Source organism: Catellatospora bangladeshensis (assembly GCF_016862575.1).
GTDB classification, from domain to species: domain Bacteria; phylum Actinomycetota; class Actinomycetes; order Mycobacteriales; family Micromonosporaceae; genus Catellatospora; species Catellatospora bangladeshensis.
The window spans coordinates 146,303-166,557 of the sequence record NZ_BONF01000020.1 but is presented as its reverse complement, the minus strand read 5'-3'; the positions used below and the strand labels follow the sequence as shown (position 1 = coordinate 166,557).

The 20,255-nt window shown below is 71.9% G+C and carries 18 protein-coding genes and 1 pseudogene; 6 read left to right on the top strand and 13 right to left on the bottom strand.

Annotation, left to right across the window (positions count from 1 at the left end; translation table 11 throughout):
- Positions 1-3: 3 nt before the first annotated feature.
- From Cba03nite_RS19180 to Cba03nite_RS19160, 5 genes and pseudogenes are all read right to left on the bottom strand, one after another.
- Positions 4-2,178, bottom strand: coding sequence for a bifunctional glycosyltransferase/CDP-glycerol:glycerophosphate glycerophosphotransferase (locus Cba03nite_RS19180; RefSeq protein WP_203747814.1), 2,175 nt, complete (start codon positions 2,176-2,178; stop codon positions 4-6).
- Positions 2,175-2,780 (bottom strand): annotated as a pseudogene (locus tag Cba03nite_RS19175) (ABC transporter ATP-binding protein); the annotation flags it as partial. The pseudogene Cba03nite_RS19175 and the gene Cba03nite_RS19180, both read right to left, overlap by 4 nt.
- A 149-nt stretch (positions 2,781-2,929) precedes the next feature.
- Positions 2,930-3,739, bottom strand: a complete 810-nt coding sequence (locus Cba03nite_RS19170; protein WP_203747809.1) for an ABC transporter permease — start codon at positions 3,737-3,739, stop codon at positions 2,930-2,932.
- 159 nt (positions 3,740-3,898) lie between these two features.
- The gene (locus tag Cba03nite_RS19165; RefSeq protein ID WP_203747806.1) at positions 3,899-5,257 is read right to left on the bottom strand and encodes an L-serine ammonia-lyase; all 1,359 of its coding nucleotides are present in this window, start codon (positions 5,255-5,257) and stop codon (positions 3,899-3,901) included.
- Positions 5,258-5,329: 72 nt separating this feature from the next.
- Positions 5,330-6,115 carry a DUF4230 domain-containing protein gene (locus Cba03nite_RS19160; RefSeq protein WP_203747803.1) on the bottom strand — a complete coding sequence of 262 codons (786 nt, stop codon included), beginning with the start codon at positions 6,113-6,115 and terminating at the stop codon, positions 5,330-5,332.
- A 215-nt stretch (positions 6,116-6,330) separates the two neighbouring features.
- Between Cba03nite_RS19160 and Cba03nite_RS19155 the strand changes: the two genes are divergently transcribed.
- The gene (locus Cba03nite_RS19155) at positions 6,331-7,266 is read left to right on the top strand and encodes a CDP-alcohol phosphatidyltransferase family protein (RefSeq protein ID WP_203747800.1); all 936 of its coding nucleotides are present in this window, start codon (positions 6,331-6,333) and stop codon (positions 7,264-7,266) included.
- A gap of 66 nt (positions 7,267-7,332) precedes the next feature.
- Here the strand turns inward: Cba03nite_RS19155 and Cba03nite_RS19150 are convergent, their stop codons facing one another.
- From Cba03nite_RS19150 to pdxH, 5 genes are read right to left on the bottom strand one after another with little or no spacing between them, the layout of a single operon-like run.
- The gene (locus Cba03nite_RS19150; protein WP_203748024.1) at positions 7,333-8,493 is read right to left on the bottom strand and encodes an acyl-CoA dehydrogenase family protein; all 1,161 of its coding nucleotides are present in this window, start codon (positions 8,491-8,493) and stop codon (positions 7,333-7,335) included.
- 56 nt (positions 8,494-8,549) lie between these two features.
- Complete coding sequence (locus tag Cba03nite_RS19145) at positions 8,550-8,843, bottom strand: type II toxin-antitoxin system VapB family antitoxin (RefSeq protein WP_203747797.1); 294 nt, start codon at positions 8,841-8,843, stop codon at positions 8,550-8,552.
- A 36-nt stretch (positions 8,844-8,879) separates the two neighbouring features.
- A complete protein-coding gene (locus Cba03nite_RS19140) occupies positions 8,880-9,539 on the bottom strand; it encodes a nitroreductase family protein (protein WP_203747795.1) in 660 nt (219 codons plus the stop codon).
- A gap of 2 nt (positions 9,540-9,541) precedes the next feature.
- Positions 9,542-10,465 (bottom strand): aldose 1-epimerase family protein, encoded by a 924-nt coding sequence (locus Cba03nite_RS19135; RefSeq protein WP_239125866.1) that lies wholly within the window; start codon positions 10,463-10,465, stop codon positions 9,542-9,544.
- 23 nt (positions 10,466-10,488) lie between these two features.
- The gene (pdxH, locus tag Cba03nite_RS19130) at positions 10,489-11,154 is read right to left on the bottom strand and encodes a pyridoxamine 5'-phosphate oxidase (RefSeq protein WP_203748018.1); all 666 of its coding nucleotides are present in this window, start codon (positions 11,152-11,154) and stop codon (positions 10,489-10,491) included.
- A gap of 259 nt (positions 11,155-11,413) precedes the next feature.
- On the opposite strand from pdxH, the gene Cba03nite_RS19125 reads away from it, so the two are divergent.
- The 5 genes from Cba03nite_RS19125 (at position 11,414) to Cba03nite_RS19105 (ending at position 17,590) form a co-directional block, all read left to right on the top strand.
- Positions 11,414-12,517 carry a citrate synthase 2 gene (locus tag Cba03nite_RS19125; protein WP_203747793.1) on the top strand — a complete coding sequence of 368 codons (1,104 nt, stop codon included), beginning with the start codon at positions 11,414-11,416 and terminating at the stop codon, positions 12,515-12,517.
- A gap of 188 nt (positions 12,518-12,705) precedes the next feature.
- A complete protein-coding gene (gene serC / locus Cba03nite_RS19120) occupies positions 12,706-13,830 on the top strand; it encodes a phosphoserine transaminase (RefSeq protein WP_203747791.1) in 1,125 nt (374 codons plus the stop codon).
- A 161-nt stretch (positions 13,831-13,991) separates the two neighbouring features.
- Positions 13,992-15,332 (top strand): acyltransferase family protein, encoded by a 1,341-nt coding sequence (locus tag Cba03nite_RS19115; protein ID WP_203747789.1) that lies wholly within the window; start codon positions 13,992-13,994, stop codon positions 15,330-15,332.
- Positions 15,333-15,494: 162 nt separating this feature from the next.
- Positions 15,495-16,505, top strand: a complete 1,011-nt coding sequence (gene sepH, locus Cba03nite_RS19110) for a septation protein SepH (protein WP_203747787.1) — start codon at positions 15,495-15,497, stop codon at positions 16,503-16,505.
- 98 nt (positions 16,506-16,603) lie between these two features.
- Positions 16,604-17,590 carry an aldo/keto reductase gene (locus Cba03nite_RS19105; RefSeq protein ID WP_203747785.1) on the top strand — a complete coding sequence of 329 codons (987 nt, stop codon included), beginning with the start codon at positions 16,604-16,606 and terminating at the stop codon, positions 17,588-17,590.
- 150 nt (positions 17,591-17,740) lie between these two features.
- Here Cba03nite_RS19105 and thpR read toward each other — a convergent pair whose 3' ends face one another.
- From thpR to Cba03nite_RS19090, 3 genes are all read right to left on the bottom strand, one after another.
- Positions 17,741-18,283: an RNA 2',3'-cyclic phosphodiesterase gene (gene thpR / locus Cba03nite_RS19100; protein WP_203747783.1), complete on the bottom strand. Its 543-nt coding sequence runs from the start codon at positions 18,281-18,283 to the stop codon at positions 17,741-17,743.
- Positions 18,283-18,831, bottom strand: a complete 549-nt coding sequence (locus Cba03nite_RS19095) for a hypothetical protein (RefSeq protein ID WP_203747781.1) — start codon at positions 18,829-18,831, stop codon at positions 18,283-18,285. The genes thpR and Cba03nite_RS19095 overlap by 1 nt, the downstream gene beginning before the upstream one ends.
- A gap of 84 nt (positions 18,832-18,915) precedes the next feature.
- Positions 18,916-20,211 carry an MFS transporter gene (locus Cba03nite_RS19090; protein WP_203747778.1) on the bottom strand — a complete coding sequence of 432 codons (1,296 nt, stop codon included), beginning with the start codon at positions 20,209-20,211 and terminating at the stop codon, positions 18,916-18,918.
- Positions 20,212-20,255 lie beyond the last annotated feature (44 nt).

Here is a 20,255-nt window from a genome sequence, read left to right as displayed (position 1 = left end):
CGTTCACCGGGTGTTCGCCCGCTCGCCCAGGAACACCCGGCGCACCACCCGCTCGGCGGCGTGCCCGTCCTCCCAGGCGCAGAACCGCTCCCGGAACGCGCGGCGCAGCTCGGCGTCCTCGCCCTGGCGGCCCTCCCGCAGCAGCGTCACCAGTTCGCCGAGGTCCCGGACGACCGGGCCCGGCGGCTGGGCGACCACGTCGAACACCACGCCCCGGTTGCGGCGGTACTCGTCCCAGTCGGGGGTGTAGAGCACGATCGGCCGGTCCAGCACCGCGAAGTCGAACACCGCCGAGGAGTAGTCGCTGATCAGCACGTCGGCGGCGAGGTAGAGGTCCTCGACCACCGGGTGGTCGTACACGTCGCGCACCTGGTCGCCGCCGGGGAAGCGGTCGTCGGTGAGGTAGTGCCCGCGCACCAGCACCAGCCCGTGCGGGCCGAGCGCGTCGGCCACCGCCCGGGGGTCGAACGCGGGCAGCGTCATGGGCTCCGGCCGGAACGTCGGCACGTAGAGCGCCACCACCCGGTCCGGGGCGATGCCCAGCGCCGCGCGGGCCGCCGCCGCGTCCGCCGCGTCGGCGCGGGCCAGCCGGTCGTTGCGCGGGTAGCCGGTCTCCAGCGCCTCGAAGCGGCACGGGTACGACCGCTCCCACATCTCGGTGCTGAACGCGTTCGCGCTGACGCTGTAGTCCCACGCGTCGCAGCGGCGCAGCATCGCCTCGAAGTCCATGCCCGCGCCGGCCGGGTGGTACTGCTGGTCCAGGCCCATCGTCTTGATCGGCGTGCCGTGGTGGGTCTGCAGGTAGACCTGGCCGCGGCGCTTGCGTACGTAGTTCGGGAAGTTCACGTTGTTGACCAGGTAGCGGGCGCGGGCGAGCGCCCGGAACGCGGCCCGCGAGCCGTCGTGCAGCACCGGCGTGCCGTCGGTGATCCGGTCCGCCGACTCCCGCCGGACCAGCCACACCCCGCGCACGTCCGGCGCCAGCCGCCGCGCCTCGTGGTAGACGGCGGCCGGGTTGCAGGACACCCCGCGATACCAGTACGCCGCGTACAGGGCGAGCTTGTCGTCGACCGGGAGCAGCCGCTGGAGTTCGTAGTAGGCGCGCCCGAGCAGGCCGGAAGGTCCCTTGCGCAGCCGCCCGGCGACCTTGGGCACCGCCGCGCGCACCGTCCGGGCCGTCGCCGCCGTGCGCCGCCCGAGGCGGGTCAGCGAGCGCATCAGCCAGTACGGCGCCCACGCCCGCCGCGCGACGAGCCGGTAGCGCAGGCCGTCCTTGCCGGGCGGCTCGGCGTACCCGCCGGGCGGCAGGTAGCGGTCGAACATGTCGGCGATGCGCAGGAAGCAGCGCCGGCGCAGCCGCCGGGGCAGCCGGTGGTCGTTGCCGACCACGGTCATGCAGTGCCAGATCATGCGCTCGAAGATCAGCGGACGGACCTCGTCGGCGCGCGGCCCGAGCCCGTCGATGAGCTGCCAGGCCCGTTCCCAGTGGTCGAACAGCTCGAAGTGCCGGGCGTCCTGGGTGCGGGTGATCGCGCCGACCCGGCGCTGCCGGTACGAGTAGCAGTTGCGTTCCAGCACGCAGATCCGCTCGGCGGCGGCCATGAGCGGGTACGTCCAGGAGACGTCCTCGTACCAGCCGGTGCCGAACCGCAGGTCCAGCTTGACCAGCAGGTTGCGGCGGACGATCTTGTTCCACACGGTGTGGATGGTCTTGATCAGCACCGGCCGGGCGGTGATGTCCACGCCGTCGGGTCCGGGCTGGCGGGCGAGCTGGCGCCGCATGCCGCTGCGCCGCCCCTTGCCGACCGGCCAGAGCCGCTCGAAGTCGACGATCAGCACGTCGGGCTGGTCCACCCGCAGCCGCGCCGCGATCGCCGCCAGCGAGCCCGGCTTGAGCGCGTCGTCGCTGTCCACGAACCAGACGTACTCGCCCGTGGCCCGCTCCAGCCCCGCGTTGCGGGCGTGGCCCAGGCCCACGTTCTCGGGCAGGTGCAGCACGGTGACGCGGGGGTCGCGGGCGGCGTACTCGTCGAGGATCTCGCCGCAGTGATCGGGTGAGCGGTCGTCGACCGCGATCACCTCGACGTCGTCGAAGCCCTGGTCGAGGATGGAATCGAGGCACTGCCTGAGGTAGCCCTGCACGCGGTAGGCGGGCAGGACCACGCTCAGCAGTGTCACGTACGAACCAGTCCCTTGTAGGCGTCGAGCGCTTCCTGCACCGTGCCGTCGACGGTCAGCCGACCGCCGTTGATGTACAGCCCGCGCGTGCAGAAGCGGGTGAGGTCCCCTTCATTGTGCGACACGAGGACGAGCGTGCGGCCTTCTGCCAGCAGTTTCTCCATCGTGCCGTAGCACTTTTTGCGGAACTCGGCGTCGCCGACGGCCATCACCTCGTCCACCAGCAGGATGGGGTGGGACAGCTGCGCGATCACAGCGAAGCCGAGCCGCACCTTCATGCCGGAGGAGTAGTGCCGCACCGGCGAGTCGATGGAGCGCGCCACCTGCTCGCCCGCGAAGTCGACGATCTCGTCGAACTTCGCCTTGAGCGTCTTCTGGCTCATCCCGTGCAGGGCGCCGACCAGCATGACGTTCTCGCGGCCGGTCAGGTCGCCGGAGAAGCCGGCCGACAGCTCCAGCAGCGGGGCGACCTTGCCGTGCACCTCGACGGTGCCCTCGTCCGGGATGAGCACGCCCGCGATCATCTTGAGCAGCGTGCTCTTGCCGGTGCCGTTCTTGCCGATGATGCCGACGGCCTCACCCGGGCGGATGTCGAAGGACAGGTCGCGCAGCGGCCAGAAGCTGTCCTCGGTCTTGTTGGGGTCGCGCTTGCTGCCGAAGAAGAGCATCTCGCGCACCCGCAGGTTGCGGCGGCGGCCCTTGTTGAAGCGGACCCCGAGGCCGCGGGCGCTGATGATGGGGTCGGACACGGTCACAGCTCCTTCAGCACCGACGGCTCAAGCTTGCGGAACATCAGCCACCCGAACAGGAAGACCAGCAGGCTCCCGCCGATCGAGGTGGCCAGCAGCGCCGGCGACGGCCATTCGTTGGCGAACCAGGCGGCGTGGTGCAGCTGGAAGATGCCCACCAGCGGGTCCGCCTGATAGACGATCTTGACCCACTGCGGCATGTCCGAGTTGGTGACCTGGCTCAGCGGGTAGATGATCGGCGCGGCGTAGAACAGGATCCGCAGTGCCAGCCGCATGAACCGCTCCACGTCGCGCAGCATCACGTTCAGCGCGGACAGCATCAGCGAGATGCCGACCAGGAAGATCGCCTGCACGATGACGGCCAGCGGCAGCGCGTAGAGCGTGTGCCAGCCGAAGTCGGCCTTGAAGATCACCGCGCCGAGGATCAGGATCGGCAGGCCGGCGACGTACTCGGCGAAGCGGCCGATGACCCGGCCGAGCGGGAAGATCTCCCGGGGCACCTTGATCGTGGTGATCATGCGGGCCTGCGACACGAGGGCGCTGGTCGACTCGCTGATCGCGCTGTTCGCCCACATCCAGGCGAAGATGCCGGAGAGGATGAACATGATGTAGTCGGTGCCGCTCATGCCGTCGCGGCCACCGCCGTACAGCACGCCGAAGATGAAGTAGTAGATCGCCGCCATGGTCAGCGGCTCGATCAGCGACCACAGGTAGCCCAGCACGGACTGCTGGTACTTGACGGTCAGGTCGCGCTGCACCAGCAGGCGAAGCACGCTGCGATGACTCCACACCGCCGCGATACTCGAGGTCAACCCGGCCTCCCTGCTGCTCACAAGCCAATTCCCGATCACGGTAGTCGACGGACGCCGCGCACACGGGGTCATAGGGTCCTACGCCCGGCTGCGTGGTCCGGACGTGGCGGGCACAAGGCTAACAGCGCCCCCGCGCGCTGTGACACCCCGCCGAACGGCTCAACATTCGATCACATTTACGGCGAGACCGCCCCGCGCGGTCTCTTTGTACTTGATCTTCATGTCCGCACCGGTCTCCCGCATGGTCTTGATCACCTTGTCCAGGGAGACGAAGTGATTACCGTCACCACGCAGCGCCATCCGGGCCGCGGTGATCGCTTTCACACTCGCGACGGCGTTGCGCTCGATGCACGGGATCTGCACCAGGCCGCCGACCGGGTCGCAGGTCAGCCCCAGGTTGTGCTCCATCGCGATCTCCGCGGCGTTCTCCACCTGCGCCGGGTTGCCGCCCAGCACCTCGGCCAGGCCGGCAGCCGCCATCGAGCACGCCGAGCCGACCTCGCCCTGGCAGCCGACCTCCGCGCCGGAGATGGAGGCGTTCTCCTTGAACAGCACGCCGATGGCGGCGGCGGTGAGCAGGAAGCGCACCACGCCGTCCTCGTTCGCGCCGGGCACGAAGCGGGCGTAGTAGTGCAGCACCGCGGGCACGATGCCGGCCGCGCCGTTGGTCGGCGCGGTGACCACCCGGCCGCCGGCCGCGTTCTCCTCGTTCACGGCCAGCGCGAACAGGGTGATCCAGTCCATGACCCGCAGCGGGTCGGTCGCGAAGTGCTCCTTCGACAGCGTGCGCTGCAGCTCGGCGGCCCGGCGGCGCACCTTCAGGCCGCCCGGCAGGGTGCCCTCGTTGGAGCAGCCGGCCTCGACGCAGTCCTGCATGACCTGCCAGATGCGCAGCAGCCCCGCCCGCACGTCGGCCTCCGAGCGCCAGGACAGCTCGTTGGCCAGCACGATGTCACTGATCCGCAGGCCGGTGTCCCGGGTCAGCGCCAGCAGCTCGGCGCCGGTGCGGTACGGGAAGCGCACCGGGGTGTCGTCGGCCTTGATCCGGTCGGCGCCGGCCGCGTTCTCGTCCACCACGAAGCCGCCGCCCACCGAGTAGTAGGTGCGCTCGCGCAGCGTCGTGCCCGCCGCGTCGAAGGCGGCGAAGGTCATCCCGTTCGGGTGGTACGGCAGCGAGCGGCGGCGGTGCAGGGTCAGCTCGAAGGCCGCGTCGTGCACGCCCACCAGGCACACCCGTCCGGCATCCTTGATCGCCGTGAAGCGGGCGTCGGCGGTGGCCGTGTCGACCGTCTCCGGGTCCTCGCCGGACAGGCCGAGCAGCACCGCCTTGTCGCTGCCGTGGCCGTGGCCGGTGGCGCCCAGCGAGCCGAACAGCTCGGCGCGCACCGAGGCGACCTCGTGCAGCTTTCCATCCGCTTTCAGCCCGGACGCGAAGATCTGCGCTGCGCGCATCGGCCCGACCGTGTGCGAGCTCGACGGCCCGATACCGATCTTGAACAGGTCGAATACGCTGATCACTGACATCCCCCTCGTCGCGGACGCCCAAGCCTAGCCCGCGCCGTGGCGCGATCTCGCCGGCCACCGGCCCGCTCAGTCGCCGGTGAACACCACCGTCACGCTGGTGTAGCCGAGCGAGCGGAGCATGCCCTCCAGCATCTTGCGGGTGTTCTCCTCGGCGCGGTCCACCAGCGTGCTCTTGGCGCCCGCCTCGGCCAGCTTCTGCTCGGCCACCTGCAGCGTCTCCTGCTGCCGGTTGGGGTCGCCGTTGAAGAAGTCGCCGACCCGGTTGATCAGGCCGCGCTCCTCCGCGTAGACGTAGCTGCGGTCCAGGTCGAGCTTGGGCTCGGCGAGCTGCGGCGACGGCAGGGTGATGGTGACCGACTTGCGGTCGGGCGATTCGACGATCGCGCCGTCGCCCAGCGAGCTGAAGTCGACGTACGCCTCGACGTTGCCGGACGCGACGAACAGGGTGCGCTGGTTGATCAGCCAGTCGGGGATGAAGCGCCGGTCCTCCTTGAGGTCGATGATCACCTCGAAGTTGCCCTCGGCGGCCACGTAGCGGCTCAGGTCCTTGATCGACAGGAGCAGGGGCGGCCCGCTGTTGTCGGTCTTCTCGACCGCGAACGGGTTGCGCCACTGCGGCAGCAGCCCGGCGAAATTGAGGCTGGCCACGGCCCCGCCGAGCACGGCCAGCACGAGCACGAGGATCAGCAGCCCGCGGCCGCGGCGCGGGCGGCGCTCGGGCGCCTCGTCGAGGTCGTCGTCGTCCTCGGGGCGCTGCCGGGGCAGCGGCTCGGTGGGCCTGGCCCGGCCCGCCGCGTACTGCGGCTTGCCGACCTCGGGCAGGTTGCGAGTTGGTTCGTCAGCGGCGCCCATGGCGTCCTCCCCAAAGACCGGCCGTTACTGTGCTCACTGTTGCCCTCGTGCTACCTGGTGCGGTCGTGCCTGCCGACCATTGTCTTACCCCACCCCGACAACTGGGAACATGTCCGGTTCAAGCACCCTCGCTGATGATCGCCGTTCATGTTCCGTCGCTGCTGCGGTAACCTGCGAGCAGCCCTCTGTTGCGCCACACCCCCCATGGAGCACGCGTGCGCCCCTCTGTCGCCGAAATCAGGACCCGCACCTACAAGGCACGGGATGCCTGGTGGACGGTTCTGCTGGTCGACCCGGTCGCGGTGCACCTGGTCCGGCTCATCGCGCCGTACCGGTGGATCACGCCGAACAAGATCACGACCACGGCCTTCCTCTTCGGCTGCGGCGCCGCCTACGGCTTCTCCACGCTGACCGCGACGGGCCTGCTCGTCGGCGCCCTGCTCTTCCACATCAGCTTCATCCTGGACTGCATCGACGGCAAGATCGCCCGCCTGAACGGCACCGGCTCGATGTTCGGCTCGTGGCTCGACTACGTGTTCGACCGGCTGCGCGTGCTGGCCTGCTCGCTGGCGCTGTTCATCGCCGCGTACGCGCTCACCGACAACCTGTGGTTCCTCGCGGCCGGTTTCGCGGTCAACTTCATGGACATGTTCCGCTACCTGAACGCGCTGCAGGTGTACCGGGTGAACACGGAGACCCGGGAGAAGCTGCAGGCGGCCCGGGAGGCCGCGGGCATCGTGACCGTGGTGGACCCGGACAACCCGGACGAGGCCGCCGCGAACGCGGGCGACCGCTCCATGCTGGTGCTGGGCGGCGGCGAGCAGAACAGGGCGATCAGCTCGTTCATGCGCTTCCGCACCTGGCTGCGCAACGGCCGCATCCGCCCGCACCTGGTCAGCGGTATCGAGTACCAGATGTTCGTGTTCATCGTCGGCCCGATCGTCGCCGCGCTCGCGGGCACCGTGGACGCCCTCATCTGGGTGACCGCCGCCTCCACCGGCCTGGTGCTGCTGTTCGAGCTGGCGATCATCTACATGCTGTACCGCTCGACCAAGGGCGCCGGCCGCCAGATCAAGGCGCTGCAGGCGCAGGCCGAGGCCCGCATCCCGGCCCCGCGCTCCGGCGAGCCGGCCACGGTCTCCGCGCACTGACCCCGTCCTGCGACAGCGAAGCCCCCGCCGGCATCTCGGCGGGGGCTTCGCCGTTCGCAGGGCGGCTCAGCTGAAGGCGGCGAGGCCGGTGAGGCGCTGGCCCAGCACGAGCTGGTGGATCTCCGAGGTGCCCTCGTAGGTCAGCACGCTCTCCAGGTTGTTGGCGTGGCGGAGCACCGGATACTCCCCGGACACGCCGTTCGCGCCGAGGATGGTGCGGCACTGCCGGGCGATCGCGATCGCCTCGCGCACGTTGTTCAGCTTGCCCGCGCTGACCATCTCCGGGCGCAGCGCGCCGCGGTCGGCGGTGCGGCCCAGGTGCAGCGCCAGCAGGAAGCCCTTCTGCAGCTCCAGCGCCATGTCGGCGACCTTGGCCTGGGTCAGCTGGAATCCGGCGATCGGCTTGCCGAACTGGGTCCGGGTGGCGGCGTACGCCAGCGCCGTGTGCAGGCAGTCCCGGGCAGCCCCGAGCGCGCCCCAGACGATGCCGTAGCGGGCCTCGGTGAGGCAGCTGAGCGGGGCGCGCAGGCCCTCCGCGGCGGGCAGCCGGGCGGAGTCGGGCAGCCGCACCTCGTCGAGCGTCAGCTCACCGGTCGAGCTGGCCCGCAGCGACAGCTTTCCGGTGATCTCCCGCGCGCTCACGCCGGGGGTGTCCGTCGGCACCGCGAAGCCGCGTACGCCGTCGTCGGTGCGCGCCCAGATCACGGCGACGTCGGCCACCGGCGCGTTCGTGATCCACATCTTGCCGCCGTGCAGCACCCAGCCGTCGCCGTCACGGCGCGCGCGCGTGGCCATGGCGGCCGGGTCGGAGCCGTGGTCGGGTTCGGTGAGCCCGAAGCAGCCGATCAGCTCGCCCTTGGCCATGCCGGGCAGCCACCGCTGCTTCTGCTCCTCGGAGCCGTACTTCCAGATCGCGTACATGGCCAGCGAGCCCTGCACGCTGACCAGCGAGCGCACGCCCGAGTCGGCCGCCTCCAGCTCCATGCAGGCCAGCCCGTACGCCACCGCGGAGGACCCGGCGCAGCCGTAGCCGTCCAGGTGCATGCCGAGCAGGCCGAGCGCGCCGAAGTCCCGGGCGAGTTCGCGCACCGGGGCGTGACCGGTCTCGTACCAGCCGGCCACGTGCGGGCGTACCTTGTCGTCGACCAGGCGCCGCACCACGGCGCGGATCTCCCGCTCCTCGTCGGTGAGCAGCGAATCCAGGTCGAGCAGATCGAGCGGAAGCACCGGAGTCGTCACCGGCCCACCTTAACGGCGACTAAGCACGCCGGTGAAGCCGGAAGCTAACTCAGCACTAGGACGCGGGCGTGGATCTGGTGGCGCTGCTGCAGCGCGGCGCGCAGGGCGCGGTGCAGGCCGTCCTCCAGGTACAGCTCGCCCTGCCACTGCACGACGTGCGGGAACAGGTCGCCGTAGAAGGTCGAGTCGTCCGCCAGGACCCGGTCCAGCGCCATCTCGAGCTTGATCGTGACGAGCTGGTTGAGCGACACCTGCCGGGGCGGGATGTCCGCCCACTGCTTGAGGGTGTACCCGTGGTCCGGGTACGGCCGCCCGTCTCGCACCGCCTTGAAGATCACGCTCTGCCCTCCCCTCTGAAACCGAGTGCGCCCAGACTAACCGTCGGTGGCGAGCACCGGCGCACCCGCCGACGCCCCGCCCGTTCCCAGGGTGCCCGCCCAGCGCCCGCGGTGGACCACCTCGCCGAGTGACCTGCGGCCGCGCCGCAGCGAGGCGGAGCGGTGGTCCGGCGCACGGTAGCCCACGCTCACCGCCCCGATCGGGGTGTACGCCTCCGGCACGCCGAACGCCTCCCGGAACGCGCCCAGCCGCTGCGGCGGGATGCCGAAGAAGCACGCGCCCAGCCCCTCGTCGACCGCGGTGAGCAGCATCAGCAGCGCCGCCATGCCGGTGTCGACGTGCCAGTACGGCACCGGCCAGCGCGCCTCGTCGCGGTCCGTCCAGCCCTTGTCCGCCTCGGCGTACCGGTCCAGGTAGGCCGCCTTGTGCGACAGCGGCACCACCAGCAGCGGCGCGCTGCGCATCCCGGCCAGCCAGCGCGACGGGGCCGCGCCCTCCGGGGACGTCGCGGTCCAGAACAGCTCGCGCTCCGCGGGCGTCTCCAGCACGAGGAACGCCCAGCCCTGGGCGAAGCCCGCCGACGGCGCGTGCGTGGCGTGCCGCAGGATGCGCTCGACCACCTCGGCCGGCACCGGCCGGTCGGGGTCGTAGTTGCGCACCATCCGGCGCCGCCGCACGACGTCGGCGAACTCCACGCTCAGGCCCCCAGCCGGTGCCGGATGCCCCAGGTGCCGGTCCAGGTCTCGCCCGGGGCCAGCTCGATCAGGTCGCGGCCGGAGCGCATCGCGTCGGGCGGGCAGGTCATCGGCTCGACCGCGATCGCACGGCGGTGCCGCTCGCCGGTCAGCGTGTGCGCGGTGAACAGCTGCCACCAGTGGAACTTCTCGTCGGCCCAGACCTCCACCGCGCGGCCGTCCGGCGCGACCAGGCTGACCGCCGAGCCCCCGGCCTCGTCCCGGACCAGGTCGCCGAAGGCGGTGTCCAGCTCCAGGGCGCCGAGGCGGCGCGGCTCGGTGAAGTCGAACTCCCCGCCCGCCACCTTGGCCGCGCCGATCGGCAGCATGCGGCCGTCGACCAGCAGCCGGGTGCGGGCGGGCACGGTCAGCGTCAGGTCGTCGATGGCCGCGCCCGGAACCCGCAGGTAGGGGTGGGTGCCCACGCCGAACGGCGCCGGGTCGGCCGAGCGGTTCACCGCGCTGTGGGTGACGGTCAGGCCGTCCTCGCCCAGGGTGTACGCGACCCGCAGGCTCAGCCGCCACGGGTAGCCCACCTGCGGCTCCAGGCCGCACTCCACGGTGATGGCCGCGTCGCTGCGGTCCACCACCTGCCAGGGCAGCCAGCGCACCAGGCCGTGGATCGCGTTGTGCAGCGCCACCTCGCTCAGCGGCAGCTGGTGGGCAGACCCGCCGAAGCGGTAGTGCCCGTCCCGGATGCGGTTGGGCCAGGGCATCAGCACCTGCCCGGCGCCGGCCGGGCACAGCTCGTCCTCGGCGTAGCCGTCCAGGATCTCGTTCCCGTCCACCGCGTAGTCACGCAGGCCGCCACCGACCTCGACGACGGTGGCGGTCTGGGCGCCGTACGTCAGCGTCCACTGGGTGCCGGACGGGCGAAAATCAGTCACGATCCCGCACCCTACATGCTTTTCTACGGTGCGAGGCGCTCCACGATCCACCTGTCCGCGCCGGGCTCGCCGGTCCTGCGGAAACGGAGGCGATCATGCAGCCGGCTGCGCCTGCCCTGCCAGAACTCGACGGTCTCCGGCTCCACCCGCAGCCCGCCCCAGTGGTCCGGCAGCGGCACCTCCGTGTCGGCCGGGAACGACTGCTCGGCGCGGGCGTACGCCTCGTCCAGCGCCTGGCGGCCGGGCAGCACCGCGGACTGCTCGCTGGCCCACGCGCCGAGCTGCGCGCCGCGCGGGCGCTGGTGGAAGTACTCCTCGCTGACGTGCCGGTCCACCGGGGCGATCCGGCCGCAGACCACCACCTGGCGGCCCATCGGAAACCACGGGAAGAGCAGGCTCGCGTACGGGTTGGCCAGCGCCTCCCGCCCCTTGCGCGAGCCGTAGTTGGTGAAGAACACGAACCCGCGCTCGTCGTAGCCCTTGAGCAGCACCGTGCGGGAGCTGGGGCGCCCGTCCGGCGCGGCCGTGGACACGATCATCGCGTTCGGCTCGGGCAGCCCGGCGGCCACGGCCTCGGCGAACCAGCGGCCGAACTGCGTCGGCCAGTCCCCGGCGAGGTACTCCTCGACCAGCGGCTCCTCGCGTACGGCGGGGCGGTGCGGCTCGGCGGCGTCGTACTCGCGCCGCATCCGGGCCAGATCGGGGGTGGCGGGGTGCCCGGTGCTCAAGGTGTGCTCCAACTCACGTAGTCATCCTGACGCACTGTTCGTCAGCAGCGGAAATCCTGCGGTCCACCGGCGCCGCGGGCGCGGATCGGCCGCCCGCGCCCCGCCCGCGCGGGAAGATGTGGCTCCCGGCGCGTGCGGGGCGGGTCGCCAAACCGTTACCCGCGGGGCAAGATGTTGCTCGAACTGAACCTAGCCTCAGGTCACAGATCGGGAGAACGAGATGTCCGACTTCAAGCCGGGCCTGGAGGGCGTGATCGCCTTCGAGACCGAGATCGCCGAGCCTGACAAGGAGGGCGGCTCGCTTCGCTACCGGGGCGTCGACATCGAGGATCTGATCGGTCAGGTCTCCTTCGGCAACGTCTGGGCGCTGCTGGCCGACGGCAAGTTCGGCCCCGGCCTGCCTCCCGCGGAGCCGTTCCCGGTGCCGGTGCACTCCGGCGACATCCGCGTCGACGTGCAGTCCGCGGTAGCCATGCTCGCGCCGTACTGGGGCCTGGGCCAGCTGCTCGACATCTCCGACGAGCAGGCCCGCGAGGACCTCGCCCGGGTGTCGGTGACGGCGCTGTCCTTCGTCGCGCAGTCCGCCCGCGGCCTCGGCCTGCCCGCGGTGCCGCAGAAGGAGATCGACAAGGCGCAGACCATCGTCGAGCGCTTCATGAAGCGCTGGCGCGGCGAGCCCGACCCGCGGCACGTCAAGGCCGTCGACGCGTACTTCATCTCCGCCGCCGAGCACGGCATGAACGCCTCCACGTTCACCGCCCGCGTCGTGGCCTCCACCGGCGCCGACGCCGCGGCCTGCATCTCCTCCGGCATCGGCGCGCTGTCCGGCCCGCTGCACGGCGGCGCGCCGTCCCGCGTGCTGCACATGATCGAGTCCGTGGAGCGCTCCGGCGACGCCGAGGGCTACGTCAAGGGCGCGCTGGACCGCGGCGAGCGCCTGATGGGCTTCGGCCACCGCGTCTACCGCGCCGAGGACCCGCGCGCCCGCGTGCTGCGCCGCACCGCCAAGGAGCTGGGCGCGGCCCGCTTCGAGGTGGCCGAGGCGCTGGAGAAGGCGGCCCTGGCCGAGCTGCGCGCCCGCCGCCCCGACCGGGTGCTGGAGACCAACGTCGAGTTCTGGTCCGCGGTCGTGCTGGACTTCGCCGAGGTCCCGGCGCACATGTTCACCTCGATGTTCACCTGCGCCCGGGTGGCCGGCTGGTCCGCGCACATCCTGGAGCAGAAGAAGCTGGGCCGCCTGGTACGCCCGTCGGCCCGCTACGTCGGCCCCGGCACCCGCAAGCCCTCCGACGTCGAGGGCTGGGACGCCATCAGCCACAGCTGACCCCGTACCGCCGTCAAGGAGGGCGCCCGATCTCACGGGCGCCCTCCTTCGCGCGTGAGGACCGTCACGGGGAAAGGGGTGGGACGGTGCCCGGAGGCGGGTCGTTGACGTGGGAGAATGCGGCATACGGCAGCGTCGCCGGGACCGCTGAATCTCGTACGTACTGACACGCCTGAAGGACTGATGTCATGGCCGAGACGCCGATCACCATCCCCGCCGAACTCCTGCCCGCAGACGGCCGGTTCTGCTGCGGCCCGTCCAAGGTCCGGCCCCAGGCGGTGGAGGCGCTCAGCTCGGTCGCCGGCTCCTTCCTCGGCACCTCGCACCGGCAGAAGACGGTGAAGAACCAGGTCGCGCGCTTCCGGCAGGGCCTGGCCGACTTCTTCGGGCTGCCCGAGGGCTACGAGGTGATCATCGGCAACGGCGGCACCACCGCGTTCTGGGAGGTGGCCGCGTTCTCGCTGATCAAGGACCGCGCGCAGTTCGCCACCTTCGGCGAGTTCGGCGCGAAGTTCGCCAAGGCCGTCAAGGACGCCCCGTTCCTGGGTGCGCCGACGGTCCACAAGGGCGAGCCGGGCAGCGCCGCGTTCCTGGTCGCCGAGGCGGGCGTGGACGCGTACGGCATCCCGCAGAACGAGACCTCGACGGGTGTCGCGGTGCCGGTGTCGCGGGTCGAGGGCGCCGACGCGGGTGCGCTGATCCTGCACGACGCCACCTCGGCCGCGGGCGGCCTGCCGGTCGACCTGACCCAGAGCGACGTGTACTACTTCGCCCCGCAGAAGTGCTTCGCCTCGGACGGCGGCCTGTGGATCGCGATCCTGTCCCCGGCCGCCATCGCGCGCGCCGAGGAGATCAAGGCCGGCGGCCGCTACATCCCGGCCTTCCTCGACCTGGTCACCGCGATCGAGAACTCGCGCCTGGAGCAGACCCTGAACACCCCGGCGCTGGCCACGGTGTTCCTGGCCGCCGAGCAGACCGACTGGATGAACGCGCAGGGCGGCCTGTCCTGGGCGACCCAGCGCACCGCGGAGAGCGCCGAGATCATCTACCGCTGGGCGGAGAAGTCGCCGGTGGCGACGCCGTTCGTGACCGACCCGGGGCTGCGCTCCAACGTCGTCGCCACGATCGACTTCACCGACGACGTGGACGCCGCCGTGATCGCCAAGACGCTGCGCGCCAACGGCGTGGTCGACACCGAGCCCTACCGCAAGCTCGGCCGCAACCAGCTGCGCGTCGCGCTCTACCCGGCGATCGACCCGGCCGACGTGCAGGCGCTGACCGCGAGCATCGACTACGTCATCGAGCAGCTCTGATCGGCTGACGAACGGTATGCGGCGGGGCCCGTAGGGTCCCGCCGCTTTTTGCTGTGTACCCCCGCCGGGTCGTGGTTTTTCGGACCATAAGCGTGTAGACCGCTACAGGGCTGGGCAACTGCTACGGAGCGAGCCCGCCCGACCAGCGCAGGGGGACCTCCGTGACCACGCAGCACGACGCGACCACGTCGCACGCCGCCCGGGGCGTCCCGGCCCGGCCCGGGACCAGGGCGGCCCAGCCCCCGGCCGGGACGCGGCCCGCCGCACCGGGCGCACCGGACGGCACGCACCCGCGCACCGTGCGGGTGGTCGCGGCACCCCCCGAGTCGCGGGTCGCGCCGCCCGCAGCGGCCCCCGCCGCCCCGGAGGTCCGCGCCGCCGCGCCGGGAGTCTCCGCGAGCACCGCCCCGACCCGGCCCGCGCCGGACCCGGCGGTGGACGGCACCCCGGCCCCCGAACCCCGGGGTCCGCGCGAGCCGCGGCTGCTGGTCCTCGACGGGCTGCGCCTGGCCGCGGCCCTGCTGGTGGTGGCCCATCACCTGGTACGCGGGCCGTGGGGCGCCGAGCCCGGCGCGCTGTTCGGGCCGCTGGCGGCGGTGGCCTCCTACGGCTGGCTCGGGGTCAACTTCTTCTTCCTGATCAGCGGCTTCGTGATCTGCCTCAGCAGCTGGGGTCGCGGCCTCGGCGAGTTCGCGGTGTCCCGGGTGGTCCGGCTGTTCCCGGCGTACTGGGTGGGTGTCGTGCTGACCACGGCGGTGCTCGCCGCCTGGCCGATCCTGCGCGAGCCGCTGCCCCCGGCCGAGTCGCTGGTCAACCTGACCATGCTGCAGAGCGGGCTGGGCGTGACCGACCAGGACTGGTCGTACTGGTCGCTCGGCGCGGAACTGCGCTTCTACCTGCTGTTCGCGGTCGTGGTGTGGCTCGGGGTGACCTACCGCCGGGTGGTGTACTTCTGCGCGCTGTGGACGCTGGCCGCCGCGTTCTCGTCCACCTGGGACCTGCGCTGGGTGGACAACCTGATCGTGCCGGAGTTCGCGCCGTACTTCGTCGCGGGCACCGCGCTGTTCCTGGTGCACCGGTTCGGCGGCAACCTGCTGCTGTGGGGCCTGGTCGGGGCGAACTGGCTGCTGGCCCTCTACCGGCTGCAGGGTTATCCCGCGCTGGAGCACTTCCACCTGAGCTGGTGGAGCGTCGCCGCGCTGGTGACCTGCTGCTTCGCGCTGATGACGGCGATCGCGCTGGGCGCGTTCGCCCGCGTGGGCGGGCGGTGGCTGGTGGTGGCGGGCGCGCTGACCTACCCGCTGTACCTGATCCATCAGGCCGTCGGGCAGACGCTCATCCGCGGGCTGCGCGGCCACCTGCCGCACTGGATCCTGCTCGGCGGGATCGTCGCGGTGATGCTCGGCGCGTCCTGGCTCATCCACCGCTACATCGAGCGCCCGGCCGGAAAACGGCTCCGGACCGGCCTCAAATCCTCCCTCGCGGAGGTCCGCAAAGGATGACGTATAACGCGACACGAATGTGAGCGTGTCGTCAGACTCGGCGTGGCGGGTGCGCGGGTGTGGCATCACCGCGTACGGTGTTCTCTTGGGAACGTCATACCGTGGCCGGGCACTCCCCCCGGCAGCCCTGGTATGGACCGGCACAGGGGACGGAGGCTAGCGATGCGACCCGTAAGGTTCGTCGCCCTCTCCGAAGACGGCCAGGCGCTCGTCCTCGCGGACGAGGTCGGCCGTCTGCTCGCGCTGCCCATCGACGACCGCGTCAGCTCGGCGACGCACCCGGACCGCGGCTCCGGCCCGCACACGATGACCATCACCGCGGCGCCGTTCGACCACGCCACCGTGCTGTCCCCACGCGACATCCAGTCGCGCATCCGCTCCGGTGAGAGCGCCGAGGACGTCGCCCGCATCGCGGGCGTGCCGGTGGACCGCGTGCTGCGCTACGCCGGCCCGGTGCTGCAGGAGCGGGCCATGCTGGCCCAGCACGCGCGCCGGACCCGGCTGAAGACGTCCGACAAGGGCGCGACCCTCGCCGACGTCGTGGACGGCCGGCTGGCCCAGCACGGCATCGACACCGAGAAGATCTCCTGGGACGCGTACCGGCGCGACGACGGCACCTGGCGCGTGGTCGCCACCTGGCCGTCGGGCAAGGCCACCGCGCAGGCGATCTGGGAGCTGGACCGCAACCGGCAGTCCGTGTCGCCGCACGACGACATGGCGCAGTACCTGTGCGCCGAGCGGCCGACCCAGATCCTGGGCCAGGACCCGACCGCGGGCCAGACCCCGGCCCCCAGCCGCAGCGGGCACGGGCTGCCGACCCCGTCGGACGCCACGCGCCGTCCCGGCCGCGACCCGATCCGGGCCGGGCGCGACGCGCTCGTCGCCGCGATGGACCGGCCCCTGGGCAGCGGCCCCGGCCGCGGCCTCGACGTGCCCTCGGACACCCCGCGGCAGCGTCCCGCCAGCGCCGTCATCGGCGGCCAGGGCAGCGCCTTCGACGAGGACGCCGACGCGCCGAAGGAAGTGCCCGCGGTGCCGTCGCTGGCCGTGCTGCGCCCGCGCCGCCAGGCCACCGACACCACGGCGGCCGGCAACACCGAGAAGCCGCGCAAGCGCCTGCCCAGCTGGGACGACGTCCTCTTCGGCGGCGCACCCGCGGCCCGCGAGAACTGACCGCCGCCACGTAGCGAGGCTCCCGCCGTGCTGTCGCGACAGCGCCGCGGGAGCTTTGTTCATCTATCCCGGAGATCCGCGGGATAGGGTCGGGACTCATGGAGTTCACCACTTTGGGCCGTACCGGCCTGACCGTCAGCAGGCTCTGCCTGGGCACCATGAACTTCGGTCCCCAGACGTCCGCAGCGGACAGTCACGCGATCATGGACCGCGCGCTGGAGCACGGGATCAACTTCTTCGACACCGCCGACGTGTACGGCTGGAAGCTCGGCGAGGGCGTCACCGAGCACATCATCGGCGACTGGTTCGCGCAGGGCGGCGGCCGCCGCGACAAGGTCGTGCTGGCCACCAAGGTGTACGGCAACATGGGCGACTGGCCCAACGAGCAGGGCCTGTCCGCCCGGCACATCGTCAAGGCCGCCGACGCCTCGCTGCGCCGCCTGCAGACCGACTACATCGACCTCTACCAGATGCACCACGTGGACCGTAAGACGCCGTGGGAAGAGATCTGGCAGGCGATGGAGACGCTGGTCGCGCAGGGCAAGGTGCTCTACGTCGGCTCGTCCAACTTCGCCGGCTGGCACATCGCCGCCGCCCAGGAGGCCGCCCGCCGCCGCCACTTCCTCGGCCTGGTCGCCGAGCAGTGCATCTACAACCTGATGACGAGGCACGTCGAGCTGGAGGTGGTCCCGGCGGCGCAGCAGTACGGCGTGGGCATCATCCCGTGGTCGCCGCTGCACGGCGGCCTGCTCGCGGGCGTGCTGCGCAAGCTCAAGGACGGCACGGCGGCGCGCGGCGCGGAGGGCCGCTCCAACGACGCGCTCGCCGAGCACCGCGGCACCATCGAGGCCTACGAGAAACTCTGCGAGTCCCTCGGCGCCGACCCCGCCGACGTCGCCCTGGCCTGGCTCCTGTCCCGCCCCGGCGTCACCGCTCCCATCATCGGCCCCCGCACCGCCGACCAGCTCGACCGCACCCTCGGCGCCCTCACCGTCACCCTCGACGAGGACACCCTGACCCGCCTCGACGAACTCTTCCCGCCCGTCGGCAAGGGCGGCCCCGGCCCGGAGGCCTGGGCCTGGTAACCCCCGCCCTCTGGCGTCGATCTTGCGCGAACTGTGGGGACGACACGCACCATCCCGACAAAAAGGCAACAGTTCGCGCAAGATCGACGCCACCGACCCTGTGCGGCCCCACCCGCGGCCCTGAGCGGCGCGGTGGCCCGACGGTGGGCGTCAGAGCGGGTGGTGAGCGAGCGCGGTGTAGACCGGGCTGGGGCCGAGTTGCGAACTGATGAGGACCAGCTCGGTCACCGGCCAGGCGGGCCCCGCGTAGCCGTGCAGCGTCTCGATGTCGGCGGCCAGGTCGGCGCGGGGGACGCGGTCGCCGGGGCGGGCGATGGTCAGGTGCGGGTTGAAGCGCTTGTCGTCGGGGTGCAGGCGGCGGGCGCGCAGCTCGCGGCGCAGGGCACGGGTGATGCGGGACAGGCCCTCGACGTCACCTGCGACGCCCGCCCACAGGACCGTGGAGCGGCCGTGGCCGAACTTTCCGCCGCCCTGGAAGCGCAGTTCGCCGAGGGGGCCGTCCACGGCGGACAGGGCCAGTGCGGCGGCGCCCGTGGACTCCTCGGGGACGTCGCCCAGGAAGGCCAGGGTGAGGTGCCAGCGGTCCGTCGCGCCGACCCGTGCCCCGGCCCGGCCGACCGCCAGGCCGCGTACCACGGCGGCCAGGTGGTCCACCGCCTCCGGCGGCGGGAAGACGGCGGCGAACAGGCGCATCAGTCCTCCGTGAGGACCACTCCCGCGCCGATGAGCGCGCCCTCGACGCGTACCCGCTCGATCTGCAGATCCAGGCCGTCCACCTCGGTCAGGTGCTCGGCGATGCCCAGGCACTGGCAGGCGTCGCGCAGCGCCTGGTCGTAGCGGACGTCGTCGCGGTCCAGCTCACGCAGCCGGTCCACGATCTCCTCGAACGGCACCGGGGCCGGGCCCGCCGAGGCGGGCTGCGGCAGCCAGTCCGGCGCGAGGCCGACGGCGTTGAGCCGCTGCGCGGCGAACTGCACCATGCCCTCGCGGGCGGCGACGATGGCGACCCCAGCCACCCGGGCCGCGGCGACCCACGGCGGGCCGGCGGGCGGGGCGGGGGCGAACGCGCGCTCCAGCCGGTCGAGGGTGCGCTGCTCGTGCCACGAGTCGCGGACCTGGCCGGCCCGGCTGCGTACGTGCGCGACGACGTCGTCGGCACAGATGGCCGCGGCGATGGCGGCGGGCATGCCGACCAGCGCCATCACGCCGAGCGTGAGCGGAAGGGCGCTTTCAGTCGTCACATCAACCGACCTTATGCCCTACGGTGCTTACGACGCCACCTGGATACGGTGTCGCCACCGCGACCACACCCGTCCGTGTACTTGTCACGCCGCCCCCACCGGCTCGGCGTGTACTACGCGGACCCGCGGGGTGGGGCGGGCCTGGAAGGCGAGCCGGTCACCGGCGTGCCGCAGCTGCCAGATCAGCGCCGCGACCGCGGCCACCAGCGAGACGGCCCCGCCCAGCCAGATGGCGGCCGCCGCCCCGAAGGTCTCCGCGATCCAGCTGATGATCATCGAGCCGATGGGCGCGGTGCCCAGGAAGATCAGCACGTACAGCGCCATCACCCGGCCCCGGAACGCGCCGTCCACGCCCAGCTGGACCCGCTGGTTGGCGGCCTGGGCCAGGAACACGGTGCTGAAGCCGGTCGGCACCAGCAGCGCCAGCACCAGCCACTTGTACGGCGCGAACCCGACCGCGACCGCGAGCAGCCCGAACGCGACGGCGGCGGCGAGCAGCAGGTACACCGACGGGCGCCCCTTGCGGGCGGTGCCGGCGAGCGCACCGGCCAGCGAGCCGACCGCCAGCGCCGTGTTGAACAGGCCGAAGGTGGCCGCGCCGGTCGCGAAGACGGTCTTGGCCAGCAGCGCCAGGGTGAGCTGGAAGTTGTAGCCGAACATCGCGATCACGAACATCATCGCCATGGGCAGCAGCAGGTCGTGCCGGGTGCGCACGTAGCGCAGGCCGTCGCCGACCTTCGCCTTCTCCCGCTCGCCCAGCGGGGGCAGCTCGGGCCGGTGCAGCTCGGCCGGGACCATGCGGGCCTGCATGATCACCGGGGCGATCGCCATGACGGTGCTGACCAGGAACACGGTGCCGGTGCCCAGCACCGCGATGGCGACACCGGCCAGGGCCGGGCCGGTGATGCGGGCGGCCTGGAAGGTGGCCGCGGACAGCGACAGCGCGTTGGGCAGCAGCGGCTTGCCGACCAGCTCGGAGACGAACGCCTGGCGCACCGGGGTCTCGACGGCCTGGGCGATGCCGAGCAGCAGCGCGAAGATCATGATGTGCCAGAGCTGGATGGCGCCGGTGGCCACCAGCACGGCCTGCACGATGGCCAGCACCGCCCACGCGCCGTTGGAGATCATCAGCAGGGTGCGCTTGTCGAAGCGGTCGGCGAGCGTGCCGGCGTACAGGGTGAGCAGCATGACCGGCACGAACTGCAGTGCGGTGACCAGGCCCAGCGCGGTCGGGGAGTCGTCACTCAGCTCCAGGACCAGCCAGTCCTGGGCGACATACATCATCCACACGCCGATCAGCTTGATCAGCTGACCGCCCGCGAAGAGCCGGTAGTTACGAACCGTCAGGGAACGGAAGGTGGTGCTCAGTCGTGCCCGCACGCGGAGTGCGCCTCCTCGGATAGCCTTCGCCGCTCGCCGGCCGG

What these genes read in the sequence shown, in the direction of transcription:
- Cba03nite_RS19160 (WP_203747803.1), bottom strand. Translation starts at nt 6,115, where the DNA reads ATGGGCGCCGCTGACGAACCAACTCGCAACCTGCCCGAGGTCGGCAAG.
- pdxH (WP_203748018.1), bottom strand. Translation starts at nt 11,154, where the DNA reads ATGCGGCGCGAGTACGACGCCGCCGAGCCGCACCGCCCCGCCGTACGC.
- Cba03nite_RS19125 (WP_203747793.1), top strand. Translation starts at nt 11,414, where the DNA reads ATGTCCGACTTCAAGCCGGGCCTGGAGGGCGTGATCGCCTTCGAGACC.
- serC (WP_203747791.1), top strand. Translation starts at nt 12,706, where the DNA reads ATGGCCGAGACGCCGATCACCATCCCCGCCGAACTCCTGCCCGCAGAC.
- sepH (WP_203747787.1), top strand. Translation starts at nt 15,495, where the DNA reads ATGCGACCCGTAAGGTTCGTCGCCCTCTCCGAAGACGGCCAGGCGCTC.
- Cba03nite_RS19105 (WP_203747785.1), top strand. Translation starts at nt 16,604, where the DNA reads ATGGAGTTCACCACTTTGGGCCGTACCGGCCTGACCGTCAGCAGGCTC.
- thpR (WP_203747783.1), bottom strand. Translation starts at nt 18,283, where the DNA reads ATGCGCCTGTTCGCCGCCGTCTTCCCGCCGCCGGAGGCGGTGGACCAC.